This window comes from Streptomyces sp. NPDC004134 (genome assembly GCF_042874195.1).
Taxonomy (GTDB): Bacteria; Actinomycetota; Actinomycetes; order Streptomycetales; family Streptomycetaceae; genus Streptomyces.
Genome location: NZ_JBIAMS010000004.1, coordinates 248,003 through 268,485, shown reverse-complemented (window position 1 = coordinate 268,485; position 20,483 = coordinate 248,003). Strand labels below are relative to the sequence as shown.

Below are 20,483 nucleotides of genomic sequence, written 5' to 3'. Positions count from 1 at the left end.
AATTCGCTGCCGAGGTGCGAACGGCCCGGGCGGGACAGGGGCATTGACGGTCCCCACCCGCCTGGTTTCACTGACTCGCGGCCCGAGGCCCGGCATTCCGTACGGGCCAACCTGGTCGCCAAGGTGCAGGAGGTTCCCATCCCGGACGTCGTCCGACGCGGCGTCTTTTCCGGTTCGAGTTGAACGCGTACGGTCAAGTTGTAGGCCGCAACGAACCGGAGGACTCCTGCATGCGCCCACGCCGTGCTCTGCTCGTCCCCCTCTCCGCAGCGCTCGCCGCTCTCCTCGCCCTCCCGCTCACCGCCCAGGCCGCCGCCCCCCAGGCGCCCCAGCGCATCGACCTCGACGTGCTCTCCAGCCGTCCCGGCTCCGTCACCGGCGGCGACGCCCTGCTCCGCGTCGCCGCCCCCGACCCCGCCGCCGTGGAGATCCGGCTCAACGGGGCGGACGTCACCCCGCTCTTCGCCCCCGACGGCCCCGGCGCCGTCTCCGGCGTCGTCGACGGGGTACGCGACGGGCGCAACACCGTCACCGCCACCGCCCCCGGGCAGCGCGCCGCCCGGCTCACGCTCACCGGCCACCCCGCCGCGGGGCCCGTCTTCTCCGGGCCGCACCAGCAGCCCTTCGTCTGCGAGACCGGCACCTTCCGGCTGCCCGTCGTCGGCGGCACCCTCGGCGACCCGCTCGACGCCGACTGCTCCGCGAAGACCCGCGTCGACTACTTCTACCGGAACACCGCCGGCGTCTACACCGCCTGGCCCGCCGGCGCCGCCGACTACCCCGCCGACGTCGGCAGCACCACCACCTCCACCGGCCGCACCGTCCCGTTCATCGTGCGGATGGAGACCGGCACCGCCAACCGCGGCATCTACCAGTCCACGATCCTCCACGACCCCCTCGCCGAGCCGGACCCCGATCCCCGCACCCGCCCCGCCGGCTGGAACGGCCGCGCCGTCTACACCCTCGGCGGCGGCTGCATCGGCGGCTGGTACCGGCAGGGCAACACCACCGGCGGCGTCACCGACACCCACATGCTCGGCCGCGGGTACGCCGTCATGTCCTCGTCCCTCAACGTCTTCGGCGCCAACTGCCACGACCTCACCGCCGCCGAGACCGCCATGATGGTCAAGGAGCGGTTCACCGAGGCGTACGGGCCCGTCGACCACACCATCGGCTTCGGCTGCTCCGGCGGCTCGTACCAGGCGTACCAGATCGTGGACAACTACCCCGGCATCCTCGACGGCATCCTGCCCGCCTGCTCCTTCCCCGACGTCGGCTTCGCGATGACGAACAGGGTCACCGACACCCGCCTGCTCACCGAGTACTTCGCCGGGGACACGGACCTGGCCTGGACCGAGGAGCAGAAGCGCGCCGTCACCGGCTTCGCCTCGTACGCCGTCGCCACCGGCACCCAGGGCGACGCCACGCGCATCGACCCGACGGGCAACTGCGGCGTGCTGCCCGAGGAGCTGCGGTACGACCCGGAGACCAACCCCCGCGGCGCGCGCTGCGACCTCTACGACCACGCCGTCAACGTCTACGGCCCCGACCCGCGCACCGGCTTCGCCCGCCGCCCGCTCGACAACGTCGGCGTGCAGTACGGCCTCGGCGCGCTGGCCGCCGGGACGATCGGCAAGGAGCAGTTCCTGGAGCTGAACGAGCGCGTCGGCGGCTACGACCACGACGCCCGGATCGTCGGTGCCCGTACCACCGCCGACCCGATCGCCACCCGCACCGCGTACCGCACCGGCCGGCTCACCAACGGCGGCGGCGGCCTCGCGGACGTGCCGATCGTCGAGTACCGCGCGTACGTGGACGACGCCCCCCGCGGCGACACCCACCTGCGTTACTACTCGCTGTCGATGCGCAAGCGGCTGGTGAAGGCCAACGGCACCGCGGCCAACATGGTCTCCCTCATGGAGGACAACCGCTACGGCGGCCAGAGCACCGCCAGCCCCCTCGTCCGCCACTCCCTCGCGATGATGGACCGCTGGCTCACGAACCTCGACGCCGACACCTCCGCCGCCCCGCGCATCGACAAGATCGTGGCGGCGAAGCCCGCGGAGCTGCGGGAGGGCTGCAACACCCGGGACGCGGAGCCGCGGTTCGTCGCCGAGGCGCTGGACCGCGACCCGGACAGCACCTGCGAGCGGCTCTACCCGTCGAACTCCTTCCCGCGCGAGGTCGCGGGCGAGGACATCGCCACGGACGTGATCAAGTGCCGTACGGAGCCGCCGCGGCGGGACGCGTACGCGAGTGAGTACGGCGTGACGTGGACGGACGCCGAATGGCGGCGGCTGCGCGCCGTCTTCGACCGGGGCGTCTGCGACTACTCCAGGACGGGGGTGGGGCAGCAGGGGCTCGCGGGGACCTGGCTCTCCTTCTGAGCGCTCCCCGGGGACGCCTTCTGAGGGTTTGCGCAGTTGGACGGGCATAAGGTTCAGACCGCTCTCATCCGGTTCTCAGGGAGCCTCGATAGCCTGCATGCATGAGTGGAATGGCACCTGCAGGGTGGTATCCCGACCCGGACCGCAGCGACGACGCGTCGCCGAGGGAGCGGAGGTGGGACGGTGAAGGCTGGACGGACGAGGTCAGGCCCGCTGCTGTCGCCGCAGATGTCCCTGCGCAGAGCCCCGATGGGGCCACCGGGGCCGACGGAGCCGCCGGCGGGGCTGTCGGCGTGGGTGCCGGCGGGGCTGCCGACGGAGCCGGGGGCCCGGACGGGCCCGCGGTCCCCGCGGTGCCCCCGGCCCCCGGTGCCGCCCCGCAGGACGCTCCGCCCGGCGGCATCCCCGGCGGCATGCCTCCGCCCGGCGGCATGCACGGGGCGCCCACCGAAGTCATATCCGGCGGCCACGCCGAACCGCTCGGTCCCGAGGGGCCGTACGCCAAGAAGCGCTGGGGGGCCAGGCGGCCGCTCGCGCTCGGCATCGCGATCGGCGTGGCCGCCGCGGCCCTCGTCGGCGGCGGCATCGCCGGCGGGTACGCGATGTGGGGCGGCGACGACGGCGACGAGGCCGGCGGCGGCCCCGTGGTCTACGGCCCGGACGGCGAGCCCCGTTCGCCGGCCCCCGGCGAGGGCCCGGACGGCGGGCCCGGCGGCGGCTCCGGCGGCTCCGGTGGCAACGGCGGCGGCTCGGGCGGCGGGCCCGGCCAGTCGCCCGGTCCGCAGGACCCCGAGGGCGGCGAGCAGGACCCCGGCGGCCCCGGCGGCGGGCAGCCGCCGATGGAGATCCCCAGCGAGGACGGCTTCGCCACCGACCTGGCCAGCGGCATCAAGATCCCGGTGCCCGACGGCTGGAAGGGGCAGTCCGGGCAGATAGGCGCCTCGGTGTCGGTCGGCGAGTACAAGTGCCCGACGTCACCGAAGGACACGTGCGTACGCGGCGGGGTGAACTCCGCGCCCGCCCTCGCCCTCGGCATCGACGCCACCAGCCCGAAGAGCATCGCCGAGAAGGACATCGAGCCCAACGCGGAGGCGTCGTACGGCGACGAGGCGTACGGCGGCATCACCTCGCACGACGAGGTGGAGTCCGGCGAGGTCGAAGTGGCCGGCGAGAAGGGCTACCTGGTGCGCTGGAAGGTCGTGACGAAGGAGGGCGACGACGGCTACGTGCAGTCGCTCGCGTTCCCGTCCCCGGCCAACCCGGACACCCTGGTCCTCGTCCGGGCCGGCTTCGACATCGGCGACGAGGCGCCCGCGCTGGACGAACTGGAAGAGATCACGGACGGCATCGAGAAGTCCGAGGGCGGCGCGGGCCTTCCGGGCGGCGGCCGGCCGGCGAGCTTCACACCGGCGGCGACCGTCCGGAGCTGAGCCACGGCGGACACCTCCGGGACGCCGTGCGGCGCGCCCGGGGTCGTATCCGTACGACCCCGGGTACCGCCGGCGTGCCCCGCCGCCTACCCCTCGTACAGCCCCTCGATCTCCCGCTCGTACGCCGCCTCCACCGCGTGCCGCTTCACCTTCATCGACGGCGTCAGCATCCCGTTCTCCTCCGTGAACTCCCCGGCCACGATGACGAACCGGCGGATCGACTCCGCCCGCGACACCGCCTCGTTCGCGTAGTCCACCGCCCGCTGCACCTCCGCCCGCAGCTCCGGGTCGTCCCGCAGCTCCGCGAGCGGGGTGTCCCGCGGCCGCTTCCGTACCGCCAGCCAGTGCCCCAGCGCCTCCTGCTCCAGCGTCACCAGCGCCGCCACGTACGACCGCCTGTCGCCCACCACCAGCACCTGCCCCACCGGCGGCCGGCTGCGCAGCCGGTCCTCCAGCACCGCGGGCGAGACGTTCTTGCCGCCCGTGGTGATCAGGAGGTCCTTCTTCCGCCCGGTGATGGTCAGATACCCCTCCTCGTCCAGCGCGCCCAGGTCGCCCGTCGCGAACCAGTCGTCCGCCAGCACCTCCTTCGTCGCCTCCGGGTTCTGCCAGTACCGGTCGAAGACGATGCCGCCCTTGATGAGCACCTCCCCGTCGTCCGCGATGCGGACCGCCGTCCCCGGCAGCGGCCGGCCCACCGTGCCGGGGCGCGGGCGCAGCGGCGGGGTGACGGTGGCGGCGGCGGTGGTCTCGGTCAGGCCGTAGCCCTCGTAGATGACGATGCCGGCGGCGTAGAAGAAGAGGTTGAGGTTGCGGTCGAGCGGGGAGGCGCCGCTGATGGCGTAGTGGAGCCGGCCGCCCAGCTCCTTGCGGATCCGCCGGTAGACCAGCAGGTCGTACAGGCCCCACGCCAGGGACAGGCCGGGCCCGGGGCCCTTGCCGGTGCCGAGGAACCTGTTCAGGTGCGCCTCGCCGAAGCGCACCGCGATGCGGTCGGCGCGGTCGAACGACGAGCCGCGGCCCAGCTTCTCGGCCATCTCCCGGCCGGTGTGGTGGATCTTCTCGAAGAGGTACGGGACGCCGACGAGGAACGTCGGCCTGAAGACCTTGAACTCCGGCCGCAGCTCGTCGGGTTTGATCGACGGCCAGTGGCCGATCTCGATGCGCGCGGACAGGCAGGCGATCTGGATCGCCCGGCCGAAGATGTGGGCGAGGGGCAGGAAGAGGAGCGTCGAGGCGGTCTGCCCGGTGACCTCCTTGAAGATGGGGTGCAGTAATTCGACGCTGTTGGCGGCCTCGGCGTGCAGGTTGCCGTGGGTGAGGACGCAGCCCTTGGGGCGGCCCGTGGTGCCGGAGGTGTAGCAGAGGGTGGCGATGGTGCCGGGGGTGAGGGTGGCGCGGCGCCTGGCGATCTCGTCGTCGGGCACGTCGCGGCCGAGGGCCTTCAGCTCGTCGAGGCAGCCGTCGTCGAGCTGCCAGACGCGCGCGTCGGACGCGGCGGTACGGGCCGTCTCCTCGTTGGCGGCGGTCTCGGCGACGACGAAGCGGGTGCCGGAGTCGTGCAGGATCCAGGCGACCTGGTCGGCGGAGGAGGTCGCGTACACCGGTACGGACTGGCCGCCGGCTGCCCAGACGGCGAAGTCCAGCACGCACCACTCGTAGCGCGTACGGGACATGAGGGCGACCCGCCCGCCGGGTTCGAGCCCGGCGGCGACGAGGCCCTTGGCCACCGCCGTCACCTCGTCGGCGAACGCGCGGGCGGTGACCGGGACCCAGCGGCCGCCGGCCTTCCGCCGGATGACGACGGCGCCGGGGTCCTCGGCGGCGTTGGTGTAGGGGATGTCGGCGACGGCGCTGCCGCTGTCCGGGGCCGTCCCGGCCAGCGGCGGGACGGTCACCTGGCGCACGACGCCGCCGTCGGTGCGCACGTCGACGGGGGCGCGCCCGGCGAGGTCCGAGCGCTTCCGCGCGGCCTTGAGATCCTTTCGTACGCCCACGATCGCTCCTTCGGTTGGCGGAGGTTCAGGCTTCGAGCAGCGCCGTGACGCCCTGGCCGCCGGCGGCGCAGACGGAGATCAGGCCGCGTACGGGGCGGGCGTCGGCGGTCGTGCGCTCCGCCGCCCGCTCGTGCAGCAGCTTCGCCAGCGTCGCGACGATCCGGCCGCCGGTCGCGGCGAAGGGGTGCCCGGCGGCGAGCGAGGAGCCGGCGACGTTCAGCCGCTCCCGGTCGACGGCGCCCAGCGGGGCGTCGAGGCCGAGACGTTCCTTGCAGAACGCAGCGTCCTCCCATGCGGCGAGCGTGGCCAGCACCTGGGACGCGAACGCCTCGTGGATCTCGTACAGATCGACGTCCGCCAGGCCCAGTCCGGCGTCGGCCAGCAGCCTCGGCACCACGTACGCGGGGGCCATCAGCAGCCCGTCCGGGCCTTCGGCGAAGTCGACCGCGCCGGTGCGCGCGTGCGTGAGGTACGCCAGCACCGGCAGCCCGCGGGCGGCGGCCCACTCCTCGCTCGCGAGCAGCACGGTGGCCGCGCCGTCGGTCAGCGGGGTGGAGTTGCCCGCGGTCATGGTGGCGTCCGGGGCCGCGGCGCCGAACACGGGCTTGAGCCGGGCCAGTGCGGCGGGGGTCGAGCCGGGGCGCAGGTTCTGGTCGCGGTCCAGCCCGCGGAACGGCGTGAGCAGGTCGGCGAAGAAGCCCGCGTCGTACGCCGCGGCCAGCCGGCGGTGGCTGGCGGCGGCCAGCTCGTCCTGCGCGGCGCGCGGCACCCGCCACTCGCGGGCGGTCAGCGCGGCGTGCTCGCCCATGGAAAGCCCGGTGCGCGGCTCGGCGTTGCGCGGGATGTCGGGGACGACGTGCCGCGGGCGGAGCCCGGCGAGGGCGGCGACGCGGCGGGCGGCGGAGCGCTGCCGGCGGGCGCGGAGCAGGACGCGGCGCAGGCCGTCGTTGAGGCCGAGGGGCGCGTCGCTCGCGGTGTCGGCGCCGCCGGCGACGCCCGCGTCGATCTGGCCGAGCGCGATCTTGTTGGCGACGAGGAGCACGGTCTGGAGGCCGGTGCCGCACGCCTGCTGGACGTCGTACGCGGGGGTGCGGTGGTCGAGCCTGCTGCCGAGGACGACCTCGCGGGCGAGGTTGAAGTCGCGGCTGTGCTTGAGCACGGCGCCGGCCACGAACTCGTCGAGCAGCGCGCCGCGCAGCCCGTACCGCTCGACGAGGCCGTCGAGGGCGGCGGAGAGCATCTCCTGGTTGGACGCGGTGGCGTACGCGCCGTCCGCACGGGCGAAGGGGATCCGGTTGCCGCCGACGATCGCGACGCGCCGCACGCCGCCGCCGGTCCGCCCGCCGGTCCCCGCAGGTGCCGTCATCGCCGCGCTCCCTCCTTCGCCTCCCCGCGGCTTCTTGTGCGGCGGGGGGCTCGGTTCCTACGCTCCTTACTCCGCAGTAAACTTACTCAGGCGTAAGGGGATTGCCAATGGCCGATCGCTACCGGAAATTCACGAGCCGCGGAGCCGGGGCCTTCGTCGCCAAGCGGCTCGGCCTCCCGCGGCCCGCGCTCCTGGAGCGGTACCGGCCGGGGCAGCCCGTCGCCCGCGGACCCGTCGTGCTCGGCGGCGCGGCGGGCGGCCGGATGCGCAAGACGCTGCGCGAGCTGCTGGACGCGGCGGGCGCGGAGGTGGCCCAGGCCGCGGACGAGTCGTCCGTACGGGCCGGGGCGCTGGTCTTCGACGCCACCGGCATCGGCACCTCCGCCGGGCTCCGCGCGCTCTACGACTTCCTCCACCCCCGGATCCGCGAACTCGCCCCCTGCGGCCGCGTCGTGGTCGTCGGTACCCCGCCGGAGGACGCCGCGGGGGCGGGGGAGGCGGTGGCGCAGCGGGCGCTGGAGGGGTTCGTCAGGTCGGTGGGCAAGGAGCTGCGGGACGGCTCGACGGCGCATCTGCTGCTGGTCGCGCCGGGCGCGGAGGGCGGGGTGGAGTCGACGCTGCGCTTCGCGCTGTCGGCGCGCTCGGCGTACGTCTCGGGGCAGGCGCTGCGCGTCACGGGCACGGCGCCGGTGCCCGGGACGGCCGACTGGGCGCGGCCGCTGGCCGGGAAGACGGCGCTGGTGACGGGCGCGTCGCGGGGGATCGGCGCGGTGGTCGCGGAGACGCTGCACCGGGACGGTGCGCGGGTGGTGTGCCTGGACGTCGCCGCGCAGGGCGCCGAACTGGCGGCGGTGGCGGCCCGGGTCGGCGGCGGGGCGCTGGAGTCGGACATCACGGCGGCGGACGCGGGGGACCGGCTCGCCGCGTACCTCGGCGCACACCACGGCGGCGTCGACGTCGTCGTGCACAACGCGGGCATCACCCGCGACAGGACGCTGGGCCGGATGAGCGCCGGCCAGTGGGAAGCGGTCATCGGGGTCAACCTCACCGCCGTCGAGACCCTCACCGCCCGCCTCCTCGGCGACGGGCTGCTGCGCGCGGACGGCCGGATCGTCTGCACCTCGTCGATCAGCGGCATCGCGGGTAACGTCGGCCAGACCAACTACGCGGCGAGCAAGGCGGGCCTCATCGGCTACGTCCAGGCCGTGGCGCCGGAGGCGGCGGCCCGCGGCGTGACGGTCAACGCGGTGGCGCCCGGGTTCATCGAGACGCGGATGACGGCGGCGGTCCCGCTGGTGATCCGCGAGGCGGGCCGCCGCATGAACAGCCTGAAGCAGGGCGGCCTGCCGGTGGACGTGGCGGAGGCGGTGGCGTATTTCGCGGCGCCGGGCAGCGGGGCCGTGACGGGACAGGTGCTGCGGGTGTGCGGCCAGGCGCTGCTGGGGGCGTGAGATGGAGACACGGGAGCTGGACAGAGCGCCGCGGCTGCTGCCGCTGTACGGGCGGGCGGTGCTGCCGAAGCGGCGGGGGAGGGCGTACGGGGCGACGGGGGCGGGAAGCGGCGGAGGCCCCGGAGCAGGAGCCGCCGCGCCCGCCGCCCGGGCCGTCCGGGCCGCCGGGGAGGCCGGGGCGGGAGCCGGCGCCGGGCTGCCCGCCGTCCCCCGGCGCCGCCTGATCCTCCGCGACGTACGCCCCGACCCCGCCCGCCTCCGCCGCTACGCCGCCGTCTGCGGCTTCCCCGACGACGGCCGGCTTCCGGCCACGTACCCGCACGTCGTGGCCTTCCCGCTGGCGATGTCCCTCATGGCCGCCCGCGACTTCCCCTTCCCGCTCCTCGGTCTCGTCCACGTCGCCAACCGCGTCGAGCATCTGCGCCCCGTCGACGCCGGTGAGCGGCTGACGTACGTCGTCGCGACGGGCGGCGCGCGGCCGCACCCGAAGGGCATCGCGTTCCCGGTCGCCGCGCACGCGCGCCTGCGCGGGGAGACGGTGTGGCGCTCGACGAGCACGTACCTGAGCCGCGGGCCCGGCACCGGCACGGACGAGGCACCCGCGGCGCCGGAACTCACCGCCGACGCCCGGGAGGAGAACTGGCGGCTGCCGGGCTCGCTGGGCCGTTCGTACGCCGCCGCCTCCGGCGACCGCAACCCCATCCACCTGCACCCGCTGGCCGCCCGGCCGTTCGGCTTCCGGCGCGCGATCGCGCACGGGATGTGGACCAAGGCGCACTGCCTGGCGGCGCTGGCGGCCGAACTGCCCGGGGCGTACGCGGTGGACGTGTCGTTCCGCGCACCGGTCCTGCTGCCGGCGGCGGTGCGCTTCCGCGCGGAACGGAGGGAACGGACGGAACGGGCGGCAGGGGCGGCGGGGGCGGCGGGGGCGGCGGGGGCGGAACGCGCGGCCAGCGGCTGGGCGTTCCACGTCCGCGGCGCGGACGGCGACCGCATCCATCTGCGGGGCGCCGTCTCACCCCTGGGCGGCTGACGGTTCCGGTGGCGCCCAGGTCTCGCCGTCGAGCACGTTGCGCATGCCCACCCAGATCATGCTCATCAGCCGCCGCGTCATGCCCTCCGGCGACTCGGCGGGGTGCTCGGCCATCCAGTCGGTGAGCGCGTCGGCCGCGCCCACGATGGTGTGCGCGACGAACTCGGCGTCCTCGTCCCCGAGCCGGGCGGGCCCGCCGTTCTCCTCGATCCCGGCCCGTACCAGCGCGGTGACCTCCGCCATCACCGCGCGCCGCGCCCGCGCCGACTCCGCGGCGATGGCCTCGCTCAACTCGGCGGCGTGCCGGTGCAGCACGACCCAGCCGTCGCGGTGCTCGGAGACGAACGAGAAGAACGCCCGCAGCCCCGCCCGCAGCCGCAGCTCCGGCGTCAGCACCCCCTCGGCCGCCCCCTGGAACGCGGCCACCAGCCGCTCCGCCTCCCGCCGCAGGCAGGCGATGAAGAGCCCTTCCTTGGACTCCAGATAGAGGTAGACCATCGGCTTGGATATCCCGGCCAGTTCGGCTATCTCGTCCACCGAGGCGGCGTGGTAGCCGCGCTTGGAGAAGACCCGTACGGCCACGTCGATGATCTGCTGCTCCCGCACCTGCCGGGGAAGCCGCCGCCTGCGCTTTTCGGTCACGGTTGCGAGCGTACTCTGCCCCCTCGTATGTTTGACTATCGAGTAAGTCTACTGTTCGGTAAGGAAGATGGGGTGTGCGGATGACCGACGACACGCAGGGCCTTGAGGGCCTGGACTTCGCCGCGGTGTCGCCCGAGGAGTACGCGCGCATCGTCAAGGGGCTCTCCTCGCGGGAGATCGGGGAGCTGGCCCGGGACGAGGCGCTGCGCGGGCGGGTCGTCGGGGAGGTCTTCCGGCGGATGGAGCAGCAGTTCCGGCCGGACCGGGCCGGGGAGCTGGAGGCGGTCATCCGCTGGCGGATCGCGGGCGTGACCGAGGTGGTGTACGACGTGACCGTCTCGGGCGGGGCCTGCTCGGTGCGCGAGGGGCCGGGCGAGGCGAAGCCGCGGGTGACGCTGGACATGGGCGACGAGGAGTTCCTGAACGTCACGTCGGGGAACGCGGGGCCCGTCAAGCTCTTCATGACACGGAAGTTGAAGGTCACCGGTGACGTGGCGCTCGCGCTGAAGCTGACGAGCATGTTCGACATTCCCCAGGCCGACTGAGCGCGGGCGACCCCCGTCGCCCCGCCCGGTCCCGCCGGCGCCGGTCGTCAGCCCGGCGGCTCGGTGCGTTCCGTACGCTGCGTGGGTCCTGCGGGTCCCGTACGGCCCGTGATCGGGCCCGTCGACGGCAGGTCCGCCTGGTCGCGCAGCCAGAGCGCGCGCAGCGTCGCCTCCAGGGCGAAGCGCCGGTCCGGCTCGGTGAGCTGGGAGCCGAAGTGCTGGCCGAGGGTCCGCATCCGGTAGCGCACGGTCTGCGGGTGGACGTGCAGTTGCTCGGCGATGCGCCCCGCGGTGCCGCGGGTGGTCAGCCACACCCGCAGGGTCTCCACCAGCCGCTCGCGCCGGCCGGTCGTCACGGCGGCCAGCGGCTGGAGCTGGCGGCCCGCCATCTGCTCCACCAGGGCGGGGTCCGTGAGCAGCCACAGGGTGAGCAGGTGGTCCTCGACCCGTACCGGGGAAGGGGCGCGGATCGCGCCCGACTCGACCATGCCGAGGGCCTGCCGCGCCCAGCGCAGCGAGTCCGCGGTCTTGTGCAGCGGCACGGTGAGGCCGACGGCCACGCCCACCGGGCCCAGGGCGGCGTCCAGCGCCTCGCGCCGCTCGTCGTCGAAGGGGCCGGGGATGAGCAGGTACGGGTGCGGGCCCGCGGTGTCCGCCAGGACGTCCTGGGGCAGCCCGGTCAGCGACGTGAGCCGCTCCGCCGGCATCAGCGCGGCCGGCGTCACCTCGTCCGGCAACTGCCAGCGGGCCTGCGCGGCGAGGTCCTCCACGGTGTGGCGCGGTACCGGCGGCTCGGCGACCAGCGTCCGCAGCAGCCGCCTGCGCAGGCTCTTCAGCCGCTCCGCCGAGTCGGCCTCCGCCTGGAGGTAGCCCTCCCTGGCCAGCTCCGACAGCTCGTCGATGTAGGCGAGCAGGGCGTCGGCGAAGGCGTTCATCACGTGCGAGGCCAGGTGGTTGCGCTCGCCCACGACCATCGCGCGCCGCCACGCGACCCGGCCGCCGATGCGGTACGCGGACTGGAGGGCGTCGAGGCTGCGGCCCTCCTGCGCCTCGAACCGGCCCAGTCTTCGGTGCACCTCGGCCAGGTGCACGGCGCGTTTGCGGGGCGTCGCGACCCGGTCGGTGAAGGTGTTCAGCGACTGCCGGACGCCGAGCCGCAGGGCCCGGTCGTACGCCTCGCCCATCTGGAGCCCGTACTCGGGCACCGCACCGCGGATCGCCGCGACGATCTCCCGGTAGAGGCTCGGTAACTCCGGCCGGATCAGCGCGGCCAGCTCCCGCGGCAGCGGCTCGGGCGGCTCGGCCAGTGCGACTGCCTGCACTTCGGACGGCATAGGTCTACCCCTCACGCCGCCGGCGAGGCAGGGGGACACCGACCCGGTGGGGGGTGTGCAAGTCAGGTGCCCTGCCGCACGGTGGTGCCGGCAGCTCACTGTTCGGATGAGGATCCGCGGGCGCCCGGCCTGCGGCGCACCGGTGACCGCGGTGTTGCGTGGCATGTTCGGTACCGCGAGGAACGTGTAGCCCACACAGAGTGGATGCGGCACTACTCACCGGGCAAGCGCTTGTACGCATCTTTTGTACGCGGGTGATAGTTGGCCGCCGCCGCGCGGGCCGCGCAGCGGTCGTGTACGGCCGCGTGCGGGTCGCTTACGGCCGGGTACGGGCCGCGCGCCCCGGGGACGCTCAGCCGCCGTCGCCGCGCTGCCGCAGATGCAGCGTCCGTACCGCGACCTCCACCGCGAACCGCTCGTCGTGGTCGTCCAACTGCGCGCCGAACAACTGGTGGAGGCTGCGCAGCCGGTAGCGCACGGTCTGCGGGTGTACGTGCAGCAGCCGCGCCATCCGTGCCGCCGTGCCGCGGGTCGTCAGCCAGACCCGCAACGTGTCGACCAGCCGCTCCCTGCGCACCGGCGTGTGGCCGGCGAGCGGCGCCAACTGCCGCCGCGCCAGCTCCTCGGCCAGGGGCGGGTCGGCCATGAGCCACAGGGTCACCAGGTGGTCGTCGCAGGCGAACACCGGCTCGTCGCGGACGATGCCGGTCTCCGCGTGCGCCAGCGCCTGCCGCGCCCAGCGCAGCGAGTCCGCGGACCTGGCGAGCGGCACCGTCACGCCGAGGGCGGCCCGGCAGCCGGCGAGCGCCGCGGCGAGCATGGCGCGGCGCTCCTCGGTGAGGGGCCCCGGCACGAGCAGATGGGGCTGCGGATCGGCGAGTTCGACGAGCACGTCGGGGTGGAGCGGCTTGGGGTCGGGGCGGCGGTCGGCACTCAGCGCGACGGGCGTCGCCACGTCCGGCAGCGGCCAGCCGGCGCCGTCGGCGAGTTCGGTGACCGCGGGGTGGGCCAGGGGCAGCGCGCCGCCGGAGAGCAGCAGCCGGAGCAGCCGCCGCCGCCGTGCCTCGGCGTCCTCGGGCCCCGACTGCGCCTCCCGGTAGCCCTCGCGGCACAGCTCCTCGGTCGCGTCGACGTGGGCGAAGACGGCGTCGGCGAACATCGCCATGAGCGTGGGCGAGATGGTGTAGCGGGCGCCGACCGTCTTGGCGCGGCGCAGCGCCACCCGCGCGCCGATGCGCAGGGCCGAGCGCAGGTACTGGAAGCTGCGGCCCTCGTACGCCTCGAACCTGCCCAGCCGCCGGCACATTTCGTCCCTGCGGCCCGTCGGGGATTTCGGGTCTGCCACCTGCTCGACGAACGCGGCGAGATTCTGCTCGACGCCCTGCTGCAATACCTCCCCGTACGGGCCTTCCAGCAACCGGTCGTATTCGGGGATGGCCCTTCTGATCTCCACCGCGATTTCCTCGACGAGGCTGGGCAGTTCCGGTCGCATGATCGCGGCGAACTCCGGCGGCAGCGGTTCTGGCGGCTCGACGAGTCCGGCGGCGGGTCCTGCGTCTGGCATCTGCATGACTCCTCCCACCCCGGGCGGAGCCCGATCGGCGGGGCTCCGCTTGCGGGTGGCGCGATGAGACGGGGCGGTGAGACGGGGCGGGGCCGCGCGTGTGCCGCCAAGCATGCGGGGTGGGGCGGCCGTACGGGAGTGGAACGCGCGCGATTGCGCACTGCGCGACAAAAGCCGAGGAGGGAACACTTGCGTGGTGACAAGCGCGTCCCTTTCCTTGTCCCGGGGGCTGCGCCGGATTCCCGTGAGGTCTTCGATACGCGCCGGAAGAACGGGTGGGAATCGGGCATGGGGAAGAGAATTCGTGAGCGGGAAAAGAGCCGGACCGCACGATGTCCGTCCCGCCACCGGAACGCGCGGCGGTGGCCGGCCACTCGGGGGTGGCCGGCCACCTCATGCGGGCAGTGCGTTCAGCGCACCGCGGAGTGCCAGTACTGGGACAGCAGCTTGCCGTTGTCGGGCACGACGAGGCCCGGGGCCGTGAGGGCCGCCATGTACGTCGAGGCGTCGTTCAGGACGAGGTCGTTGTTGCCCGAGGCCGACGGGAGTCCGGTCTTCAGGTTCACGGCCAGGTCGATCAGGCCGAGCAGGCCGCAGCCCGTCGCGCCCGGCACGGAGAACGCGGAGTCGCCCTGGTCGGCGCCCGGCAGCTCGACCCTGGTCATCGCCGCGTCCGGTGCGGGGTTGGGGGTGCCGTCGCTGTCGAAGCGGGTCGCGCCGAAGGACGGCTGGGTGAGGTTCGCCGGGTGGAGGACGACCGGCTTCGAGGCGGAGCCGATGTAGCACGAATCGGCCAGCAACGGGTTCTCCAGGTGGATCCGTACCGGCAGGGTCACGATCGGCCTGCCCGTGGTCGCGCCCGCCAGCAGGTCGAAGTCCGACGGGGAGCCGGCGGACTCCATCGTCGCCGTGATGCGGTTGAGGTCGGAGTTGGTGATCGAGTCGCAGATCTTGCCGACCACCGGGATGTCGCTCGGGCACATCAGCCCGAGCAGCCCGCCCGGCACGGTGGCCGGATCGGCGACGAGCGCGCCGCCCTTGGGCGGTACGACCTCGAAGGTGCCCGCCGAGGTGTTCTGGACCAGGCCGAACTGCAGGTTCGAATTCCCGGCCGTCACCTCGGAGTTGCCGAGCTTGATGGAGCCGCTGGCCGAGGCCGAGGACACGCACTGGGCGACGAAGTCGTCGCCGTCGGCGGCCAGCATCCTGGGGTCGTCCACCGGGCAGCGGGTGAAGGGACCCCAGGAGCCGTTCAGCTCGGTGGCGGAGGCGGCGTTCGCCGTGGACATTCCCATGGAGAAGAAGGCGGTGAAGGCCGTGAGCGCGCACAGCAGCGAAGCCTTTACCCCGTTTCTGACTGCTTTCATGCTTCCCTTTCCGGTCGGGCCCACTCCGTGATCGCGGTCATGGGAAAGGGTCGTCCGCACAACCGGGCATGGGCGCCTGGGCAGTTGGATGGTGACCTGTGAGGCACCGGCCCCCGGTTGCCGGAGGCCGGAAGAGCCGGGAGAACTCAGCGTTCGGCCTGGGGGACGTCGCGGGGGTGGAACTCCTCGGTGCAGCCGCCGTTCGCTTCGGGGGTCCGCCAGGAGCAGGCCCCTCCCTGCGTCTGCTTGAGCAGGTTGTCCGGCCCGGACACCGAGGCGGTGAACAGCGGGTCGAGGTCTTCCTCCGCACCGCAGCCCTCGAAGCGCGGGATGGTGACGCTTCCGGGCAGGGTGCCGCCCGCGCCGAGCGTGTATCCGTCGAAACTGCCGTCCGGGTTACGGAAGGTGAACCCGGAGAGCACCATGTGGTCCTTGGTGTCCTGCGCCGGATCCGGGTCCTTGGAATAGAGCGGCCCTGCGGTGCGGCAGTCCGGTCCGACGTCCAGGGGCGTTCCGTTGACCCGTACATCGGTGATGCGGATCACCAGGGAGATCCTGATGACGGCGGTGGCCTCGCCCTGCGTGACGTCGAAAATGTGGGTCTTCGAGTCGGCGACGACCCGCATCGGCCCTTTCTGTTCTAGCACCATGGTGGCGGTCGTCGGCATGAAGCCGAAGGTGAGGAAGGTGGCCTTCACCGGGGGCGACTGAGGGCGGCCCTTGTACATCAGCTCGCCGTCACCGGTGCCGTGAATGTAGGCCCACGGGAACTGGATGTCGATGGTCGGCTCGTACTGCAGGAAAAGGCCGCACATCAACGGGAGCCGGGCCGCGCCCTTCAGCTTTTCGACGTTCGAGAACCCGGTGATGTACGCGGACAGCGACTGCACGTTGGTGACGTCCGAGGGGCAGGGCGGCGCGTCTTCCCGCGGGTCCGCGGGCGCCTCCGGGGAGACCGGTTCGTCCGCCTCGGCCCCCGGGGTGACCGTGCCCCCGCCGTCGCGCGGGCCGTCCGGGGCGCCGTCGTCCGGATTCCCCTCTCCGGGCGTGCTGCCGGGCGGCGGGCTCTCCCCGTCGTCGGGGCCGGTCACGGCGATGCTCGCGAGCAGCGAGTCCGCGCCTTCCGCGGGAGAGCAGGCCACGGACAGCGGCTCGGCCGCCGCTTCCCCGCCCCCGGCGGCCGGGCTTGCGGTGAGGTCCATGGCCAGGTCGCCGGCCGCGACGGTCAGGTCGCCCGGCGTCTGCGTCGTCATCGACGGCGCCAGACCCGGCGCGGGCAGCGTGACGTCACCCGTCTCCGGAACCGGGACCTCGCCCTCGGTCGCCGCGGTCCACTCCGCCTCCGCGGTGTCCTCGCCCTGGGCGACGGCCGTGTCGAGCGACACCTGTGCGCTCAGCGCTCCCGGCCTGCTCGCGGAGATGTCGGTCAGCGCGGACTCCGGGAGCCGGATCCCGACGGCCACCTCCCGCGGCTGGATCTCCTCGCCGGTGTCCACCCGGTCGGGGAGTTCGGCGGCGATCCGTACCGCGACGTCCTGCGCGCCGGAAGGGAATCGGCAGGTGTAAGGGATCTCCGTGTCGACCGGCTGGGTTCCCGCCGCGGCGCTCTCGGCCGGGATCGCCCCGGCCAGGAGCAGGGCGGCGACCACCGCGCCGGCGCGCGGGGTGATGCGCGGTCTGCGGCTCTTCGCCGCGTCGCTCTCGGTCACGACTTGCTCGATCCCTTCCGGACCTGGGCGGGACGCCGGCTGCTGAGACATGCCCGGGCTGCCCGGCCGTCGCGAGAGGCCGGGCAGCTTCACGTCAGGCGTGGTGCACTAGCGGGTCGTCACGCGGGCGGGTTGGACCCGACGATGGTCGGCTTGCCGCCGCCCGGGATCGTGACGTCGTACACCGAGTCGAAGCTCGGCTTGTCGCCGTTCTTGGCGATCGCACCGCAGTTCACGGAGTTCTGGACCGTGAGGTCGCCCACCACGCTGTCGACCGTCAGCTTCCCGGTGGCGTTGCTGTAGTTCCCGGACGCCTTGCCCACGACGTCGAAGGTGCACGCCAGGACGGCGAGCTTGGCGGTGACGTTGCCGACGTTCCCCTGCGTCACTCCGGCGCTGTAGTCGGCGGCGTTCAGCGACCAGGGCTCTACCGGGTCGACGGTGAGGGGGCCGAAGGGGGTCGTGCAGTTGTTGAAGGCGACGGCGGTGATATTGCCGACCGCTGCGGGGTTGCCCGTCTTGTTGGACAGGGTGCCCGAGGCCGTGGAGTTCGTACAGGTGAGCAGGATGCCGTTGAGTTCGAGCTTCGTGGAACTCGAAACGGCGTTGAATGCCTGCGGGCTGCCGGGGCCGACCGTCCACACGGTGGAGGGGTCGGCGGCGGCGGGACCGGCCGCCATGGCGATGGAGCTGACCGCAACGGCCGCTCCTACGGCGAACTTGCGGATCTTGCTCATTCTCGTCCTCGCATTCGTCGAGTTTGCAGGACAGATGGCAGTGCCGAGCCGAGAATCAGCGCACCGTGGTTGGGGGGCACAATGAATACCTACACTGTGCTCGTGGGCTCCGAGCGTTTGCCGGCTTCAATTACGCAGACCGGCCCGCCTGAATATGCCAACATCTCAGCTACTGACGGGTACCGTAGCCACATCCGCAAGAGGGCACAACACCTTCGCCGGGAAACTATCCAAGAAGTCCCGCGGCCGCGTCGTTTCTGTCGAATCATTGTCACGCCGTGACAATCGGGCCCTTGCGCGGCGCGCAGTCGCTGACAATTCCGGAAGTCCCGCCGCCGGACGGGCGGTTGAGCGTACGGGCGGCCGGAGCCGCCTGCCGTCCGTCGGCCGCCGGACCGTGCTGGTCAGGGCGGTGCCGGTCCGCGGCGCGCGCCCGCTCCCGCGCGTGGTGCGCGTCGGATCCTTCTTTTTGGCCTGGCTGATTCCGTTGTCACGGGATGAGGAACGGCGGTACGCCCGCGGCCGTTCCGGCCCGCCGTGAGATTGTCAGCCGGTGACAATCCGGCGGGTCCGATTGCTCAGCGGACGACAAGAAAATACCCGCTGGTAAGGGGCCGGTGACTTTCCCTGCCACGGCTATTGATTCCCCGGTTACCCGTGCGTAGCGTCTCCCCCCGCAGGTGCTCGTGCAGCCCGTCCCCCACGAAGGCCGCACCGAAGAAGTCGGGTCCGCCGCCAGCGTGGATCCCGTAGGCGCAGAGGCCGCACCGGCTGCTGCAGGACTGCTCATGGAGTGATGCACGCATGTGCACGGCAGAACACGCGTCGCGCAGAAGCCGGGTCCGGCCCGCTCCTCTTTGCTCACTCGGAGACAAACGCGTCGCCCGGGATTGTCACCGGATGCCAGTCGCCGTTTGCGGCGGGGGCACCCGGGCCGCGGCCGTGCTGTGCTGTGCCCGCACCGGAGTTGACGGGACCGGCCGCGGTGTACACGGCCGGCACTGCGCACCCGCCAGGGGGCTGTGATGGGAATCGAAGTCGTCGTGGACGGCCTGACGAAGTCCTTCGGCCGCCAGAACATCTGGCGCGACGTCACGCTGACGCTGCCGGCCGGCGAGGTCAGCGTGATGCTGGGCCCGTCCGGCACCGGCAAGACCGTGTTCCTGAAGTCGCTCATCGGCCTGCTCAAGCCCGAGGAGGGGCAGGTGCTCGTCGACGGCGTCGACATGGTGAACAGCCGCGAGCGCGAAGTCTTCGAGGCCCGCAAGAAGTTCGGGCTGATGTTCCAGGACGGCGCCCTCTTCGGCTCGATGAGCCTCTTCGACAACGTCGCCTTCCCGCTGCGCGAGCACACCCGCAAGAAGGAGTCCGAGATCCGCCGCATCGTCATGGAGCGGATGGACCTCGTCGGCCTCGGCGGCGCCGAGGGCAAGCTGCCGGGCGAGATATCCGGCGGCATGCGCAAGCGGGCGGGGCTCGCCCGCGCGCTCGTCCTGGACCCCGAGATCGTGCTGTGCGACGAGCCGGACTCCGGTCTCGACCCGGTGCGCACGGCGTTCATCTCGCAACTGCTCATCGACGTCAACGCGCAGATCGACGCGACGATGCTGATCGTCACGCACAACATCGACATCGCCTCCACCGTCCCCGACAACATCGGCATGCTCTTCCGCCGCAACCTCGTCACCTTCGGTCCCCGCGAGGTGCTGCTGACCAGCGAGGAGCCGGTGGTCTCGCAGTTCCTCAGCGGCAGCAGGCTCGGCCCCATCGGCATGTCGGAGGAGAAGGACGCGGCCACGCTCGCCGCCGAGGGCTTCGACCCCGACGCCGCCTCCGGTACGGGCCCGCGCGCGATCGTGCCGCAGTTGGAGCCGTCGCCCGGGATGCCCCCGCGGCAGGCGGTGGACCGGCACCGCGAGCGGGTGCTCGGCATGCTCACGCAACTGCCGACCGCCGCCCGCCAGGCCATCCTCGCCGGCATCGGCGGCTCGGTCGCGCACGCGAAGACGCTGACCATGCCCGCGCTCCCGGAGGAGCGGCCATGACCACGACGCTGCCGCCGGTGCCGCACTCGCCGGAGCCGCAGGACCCCGACCCCGGCGAGGAGCCGGGGGAGGCCGGGCCGCCGGCGCCGCCGCGTCCCGCCTGGTCCGTACCCGGTGCGGGCGCGCTGCGCGAGACCGGGAAGCTCTTCGCGCTGGCGCTGTCCGTCGCCCGGCTGTCGTTCAAGCGGCCGTTCCAGTTACGGGAGTTCGTCGAGCAGTTCTGGTTCATCGCCAGCGTGACGATCCTGCCCGCGGCCCTGGTGTCGATCCCGTTCGGCGCGGTGATCGCCCTCCAGGTCGGCTCGCTCACCCAGCAGTTCGGCGCGCAGTCCTTCACCGGCGGCGCCAGCGTGCTCGCGGTCATCCAGCAGGCGTCGCCGCTCATCGTGGCGCTGCTGATCTCCGGCGCCGGCGGCTCGGCGATCTGCGCGGACCTCGGCTCCCGGAAGATCCGCGAGGAACTGGACGCGATGGAGGTCATGGGCGTCTCGCCGGTCCAGCGGCTCGTGGTGCCCAGGGTGCTGGCCACGATGGGCGTCGCGGTGCTGCTCAACGGGCTGGTCTCGGTCGTCGGCACGCTCGGCGGCTACTTCTTCAACGTCATCCTCCAGGGCGGCACCCCCGGCGCGTACCTCTCCAGCTTCTCCGCCCTCGCGCAGCTTCCCGACCTCTACATCAGCGAGATCAAGGCGCTGATCTTCGGGTTCATCGCCGGCATCGTCGCCGCCTACCGCGGCCTCAACCCCCGCGGCGGCCCGAAGGGCGTGGGCGACGCGGTCAACCAGTCCGTCGTCATCACCTTCCTGCTGCTGTTCTTCGTCAACACCATCCTGACGTCGATCTACCTGCAGGTCGTCCCCCCGAAGGGAGGCTGAG

15 protein-coding genes and 1 pseudogene are annotated in these 20,483 nt (G+C 73.1%); 8 read left to right on the top strand and 8 right to left on the bottom strand.

Features of this window, described 5'->3' with window-relative positions; genetic code table 11:
- Positions 1-230: 230 nt before the first annotated feature.
- The 3 genes and pseudogenes from ACFYVJ_RS08365 to ACFYVJ_RS08355 all read left to right on the top strand — a co-directional run bounded on the left by ACFYVJ_RS08365 (position 231) and on the right by ACFYVJ_RS08355 (position 3,817).
- On the top strand, positions 231-2,387 hold the full coding sequence (locus ACFYVJ_RS08365; protein ID WP_388887766.1) for a DUF6351 family protein: 2,157 nt from the start codon (positions 231-233) through the stop codon (positions 2,385-2,387).
- Between the two features lie 101 nt (positions 2,388-2,488).
- Positions 2,489-2,602, top strand: a pseudogene (locus ACFYVJ_RS08360) (DUF2510 domain-containing protein); the annotation flags it as partial.
- Positions 2,603-2,941: 339 nt separating this feature from the next.
- Positions 2,942-3,817, top strand: a complete 876-nt coding sequence (locus ACFYVJ_RS08355; protein ID WP_388887910.1) for a hypothetical protein — start codon at positions 2,942-2,944, stop codon at positions 3,815-3,817.
- A gap of 86 nt (positions 3,818-3,903) precedes the next feature.
- On the opposite strand, the gene ACFYVJ_RS08350 is transcribed toward ACFYVJ_RS08355, so the two are convergent.
- A complete protein-coding gene (locus ACFYVJ_RS08350; RefSeq protein ID WP_388887764.1) occupies positions 3,904-5,814 on the bottom strand; it encodes an AMP-dependent synthetase/ligase in 1,911 nt (636 codons plus the stop codon).
- Between the two features lie 25 nt (positions 5,815-5,839).
- On the bottom strand, positions 5,840-7,180 hold the full coding sequence (locus ACFYVJ_RS08345; protein WP_388887762.1) for an acetyl-CoA C-acetyltransferase: 1,341 nt from the start codon (positions 7,178-7,180) through the stop codon (positions 5,840-5,842).
- A 107-nt stretch (positions 7,181-7,287) separates the two neighbouring features.
- Between ACFYVJ_RS08345 and ACFYVJ_RS08340 the strand changes: the two genes are divergently transcribed.
- Together ACFYVJ_RS08340 and ACFYVJ_RS08335 are read left to right on the top strand one after the other, a co-directional pair.
- Complete coding sequence (locus ACFYVJ_RS08340) at positions 7,288-8,631, top strand: 3-oxoacyl-ACP reductase (RefSeq protein WP_388887760.1); 1,344 nt, start codon at positions 7,288-7,290, stop codon at positions 8,629-8,631.
- Between the two features lies 1 nt (position 8,632).
- Positions 8,633-9,664: a MaoC/PaaZ C-terminal domain-containing protein gene (locus tag ACFYVJ_RS08335; RefSeq protein ID WP_388887758.1), complete on the top strand. Its 1,032-nt coding sequence runs from the start codon at positions 8,633-8,635 to the stop codon at positions 9,662-9,664.
- Here the strand turns inward: ACFYVJ_RS08335 and ACFYVJ_RS08330 are convergent.
- Positions 9,647-10,306: a TetR/AcrR family transcriptional regulator gene (locus tag ACFYVJ_RS08330; protein WP_388887757.1), complete on the bottom strand. Its 660-nt coding sequence runs from the start codon at positions 10,304-10,306 to the stop codon at positions 9,647-9,649. The genes ACFYVJ_RS08335 and ACFYVJ_RS08330 overlap by 18 nt on opposite strands.
- Positions 10,307-10,386: 80 nt before the next feature.
- Here ACFYVJ_RS08330 and ACFYVJ_RS08325 point away from each other — a divergent pair, with 80 nt between their 5' ends.
- On the top strand, positions 10,387-10,851 hold the full coding sequence (locus ACFYVJ_RS08325) for an SCP2 sterol-binding domain-containing protein (protein ID WP_388887755.1): 465 nt from the start codon (positions 10,387-10,389) through the stop codon (positions 10,849-10,851).
- 47 nt (positions 10,852-10,898) lie between these two features.
- Here ACFYVJ_RS08325 and ACFYVJ_RS08320 read toward each other — a convergent pair whose 3' ends face one another.
- From ACFYVJ_RS08320 to ACFYVJ_RS08300, 5 genes are all read right to left on the bottom strand, one after another.
- Entirely contained in the window at positions 10,899-12,185 is a 1,287-nt protein-coding gene (locus ACFYVJ_RS08320) for a helix-turn-helix domain-containing protein (RefSeq protein WP_388887753.1), read from the bottom strand.
- 352 nt (positions 12,186-12,537) lie between these two features.
- Positions 12,538-13,749, bottom strand: a complete 1,212-nt coding sequence (locus tag ACFYVJ_RS08315; protein WP_388887908.1) for a helix-turn-helix domain-containing protein — start codon at positions 13,747-13,749, stop codon at positions 12,538-12,540.
- A 410-nt stretch (positions 13,750-14,159) separates the two neighbouring features.
- The gene (locus ACFYVJ_RS08310) at positions 14,160-15,116 is read right to left on the bottom strand and encodes a hypothetical protein (protein ID WP_388887751.1); all 957 of its coding nucleotides are present in this window, start codon (positions 15,114-15,116) and stop codon (positions 14,160-14,162) included.
- 146 nt (positions 15,117-15,262) lie between these two features.
- On the bottom strand, positions 15,263-16,825 hold the full coding sequence (locus ACFYVJ_RS08305) for a DUF6801 domain-containing protein (RefSeq protein ID WP_388887749.1): 1,563 nt from the start codon (positions 16,823-16,825) through the stop codon (positions 15,263-15,265).
- 119 nt (positions 16,826-16,944) lie between these two features.
- Positions 16,945-17,562 (bottom strand): hypothetical protein, encoded by a 618-nt coding sequence (locus tag ACFYVJ_RS08300; RefSeq protein ID WP_388887747.1) that lies wholly within the window; start codon positions 17,560-17,562, stop codon positions 16,945-16,947.
- A gap of 1,025 nt (positions 17,563-18,587) precedes the next feature.
- Between ACFYVJ_RS08300 and ACFYVJ_RS08295 the strand changes: the two genes are divergently transcribed.
- Together ACFYVJ_RS08295 and ACFYVJ_RS08290 are read left to right on the top strand one after the other, a co-directional pair.
- Positions 18,588-19,607, top strand: coding sequence for an ABC transporter ATP-binding protein (locus ACFYVJ_RS08295; RefSeq protein WP_388887745.1), 1,020 nt, complete (start codon positions 18,588-18,590; stop codon positions 19,605-19,607).
- The gene (locus ACFYVJ_RS08290; protein ID WP_388887743.1) at positions 19,604-20,482 is read left to right on the top strand and encodes an MlaE family ABC transporter permease; all 879 of its coding nucleotides are present in this window, start codon (positions 19,604-19,606) and stop codon (positions 20,480-20,482) included. Before ACFYVJ_RS08295 ends, ACFYVJ_RS08290 begins: the two co-directional genes overlap by 4 nt.
- Position 20,483 lies beyond the last annotated feature (1 nt).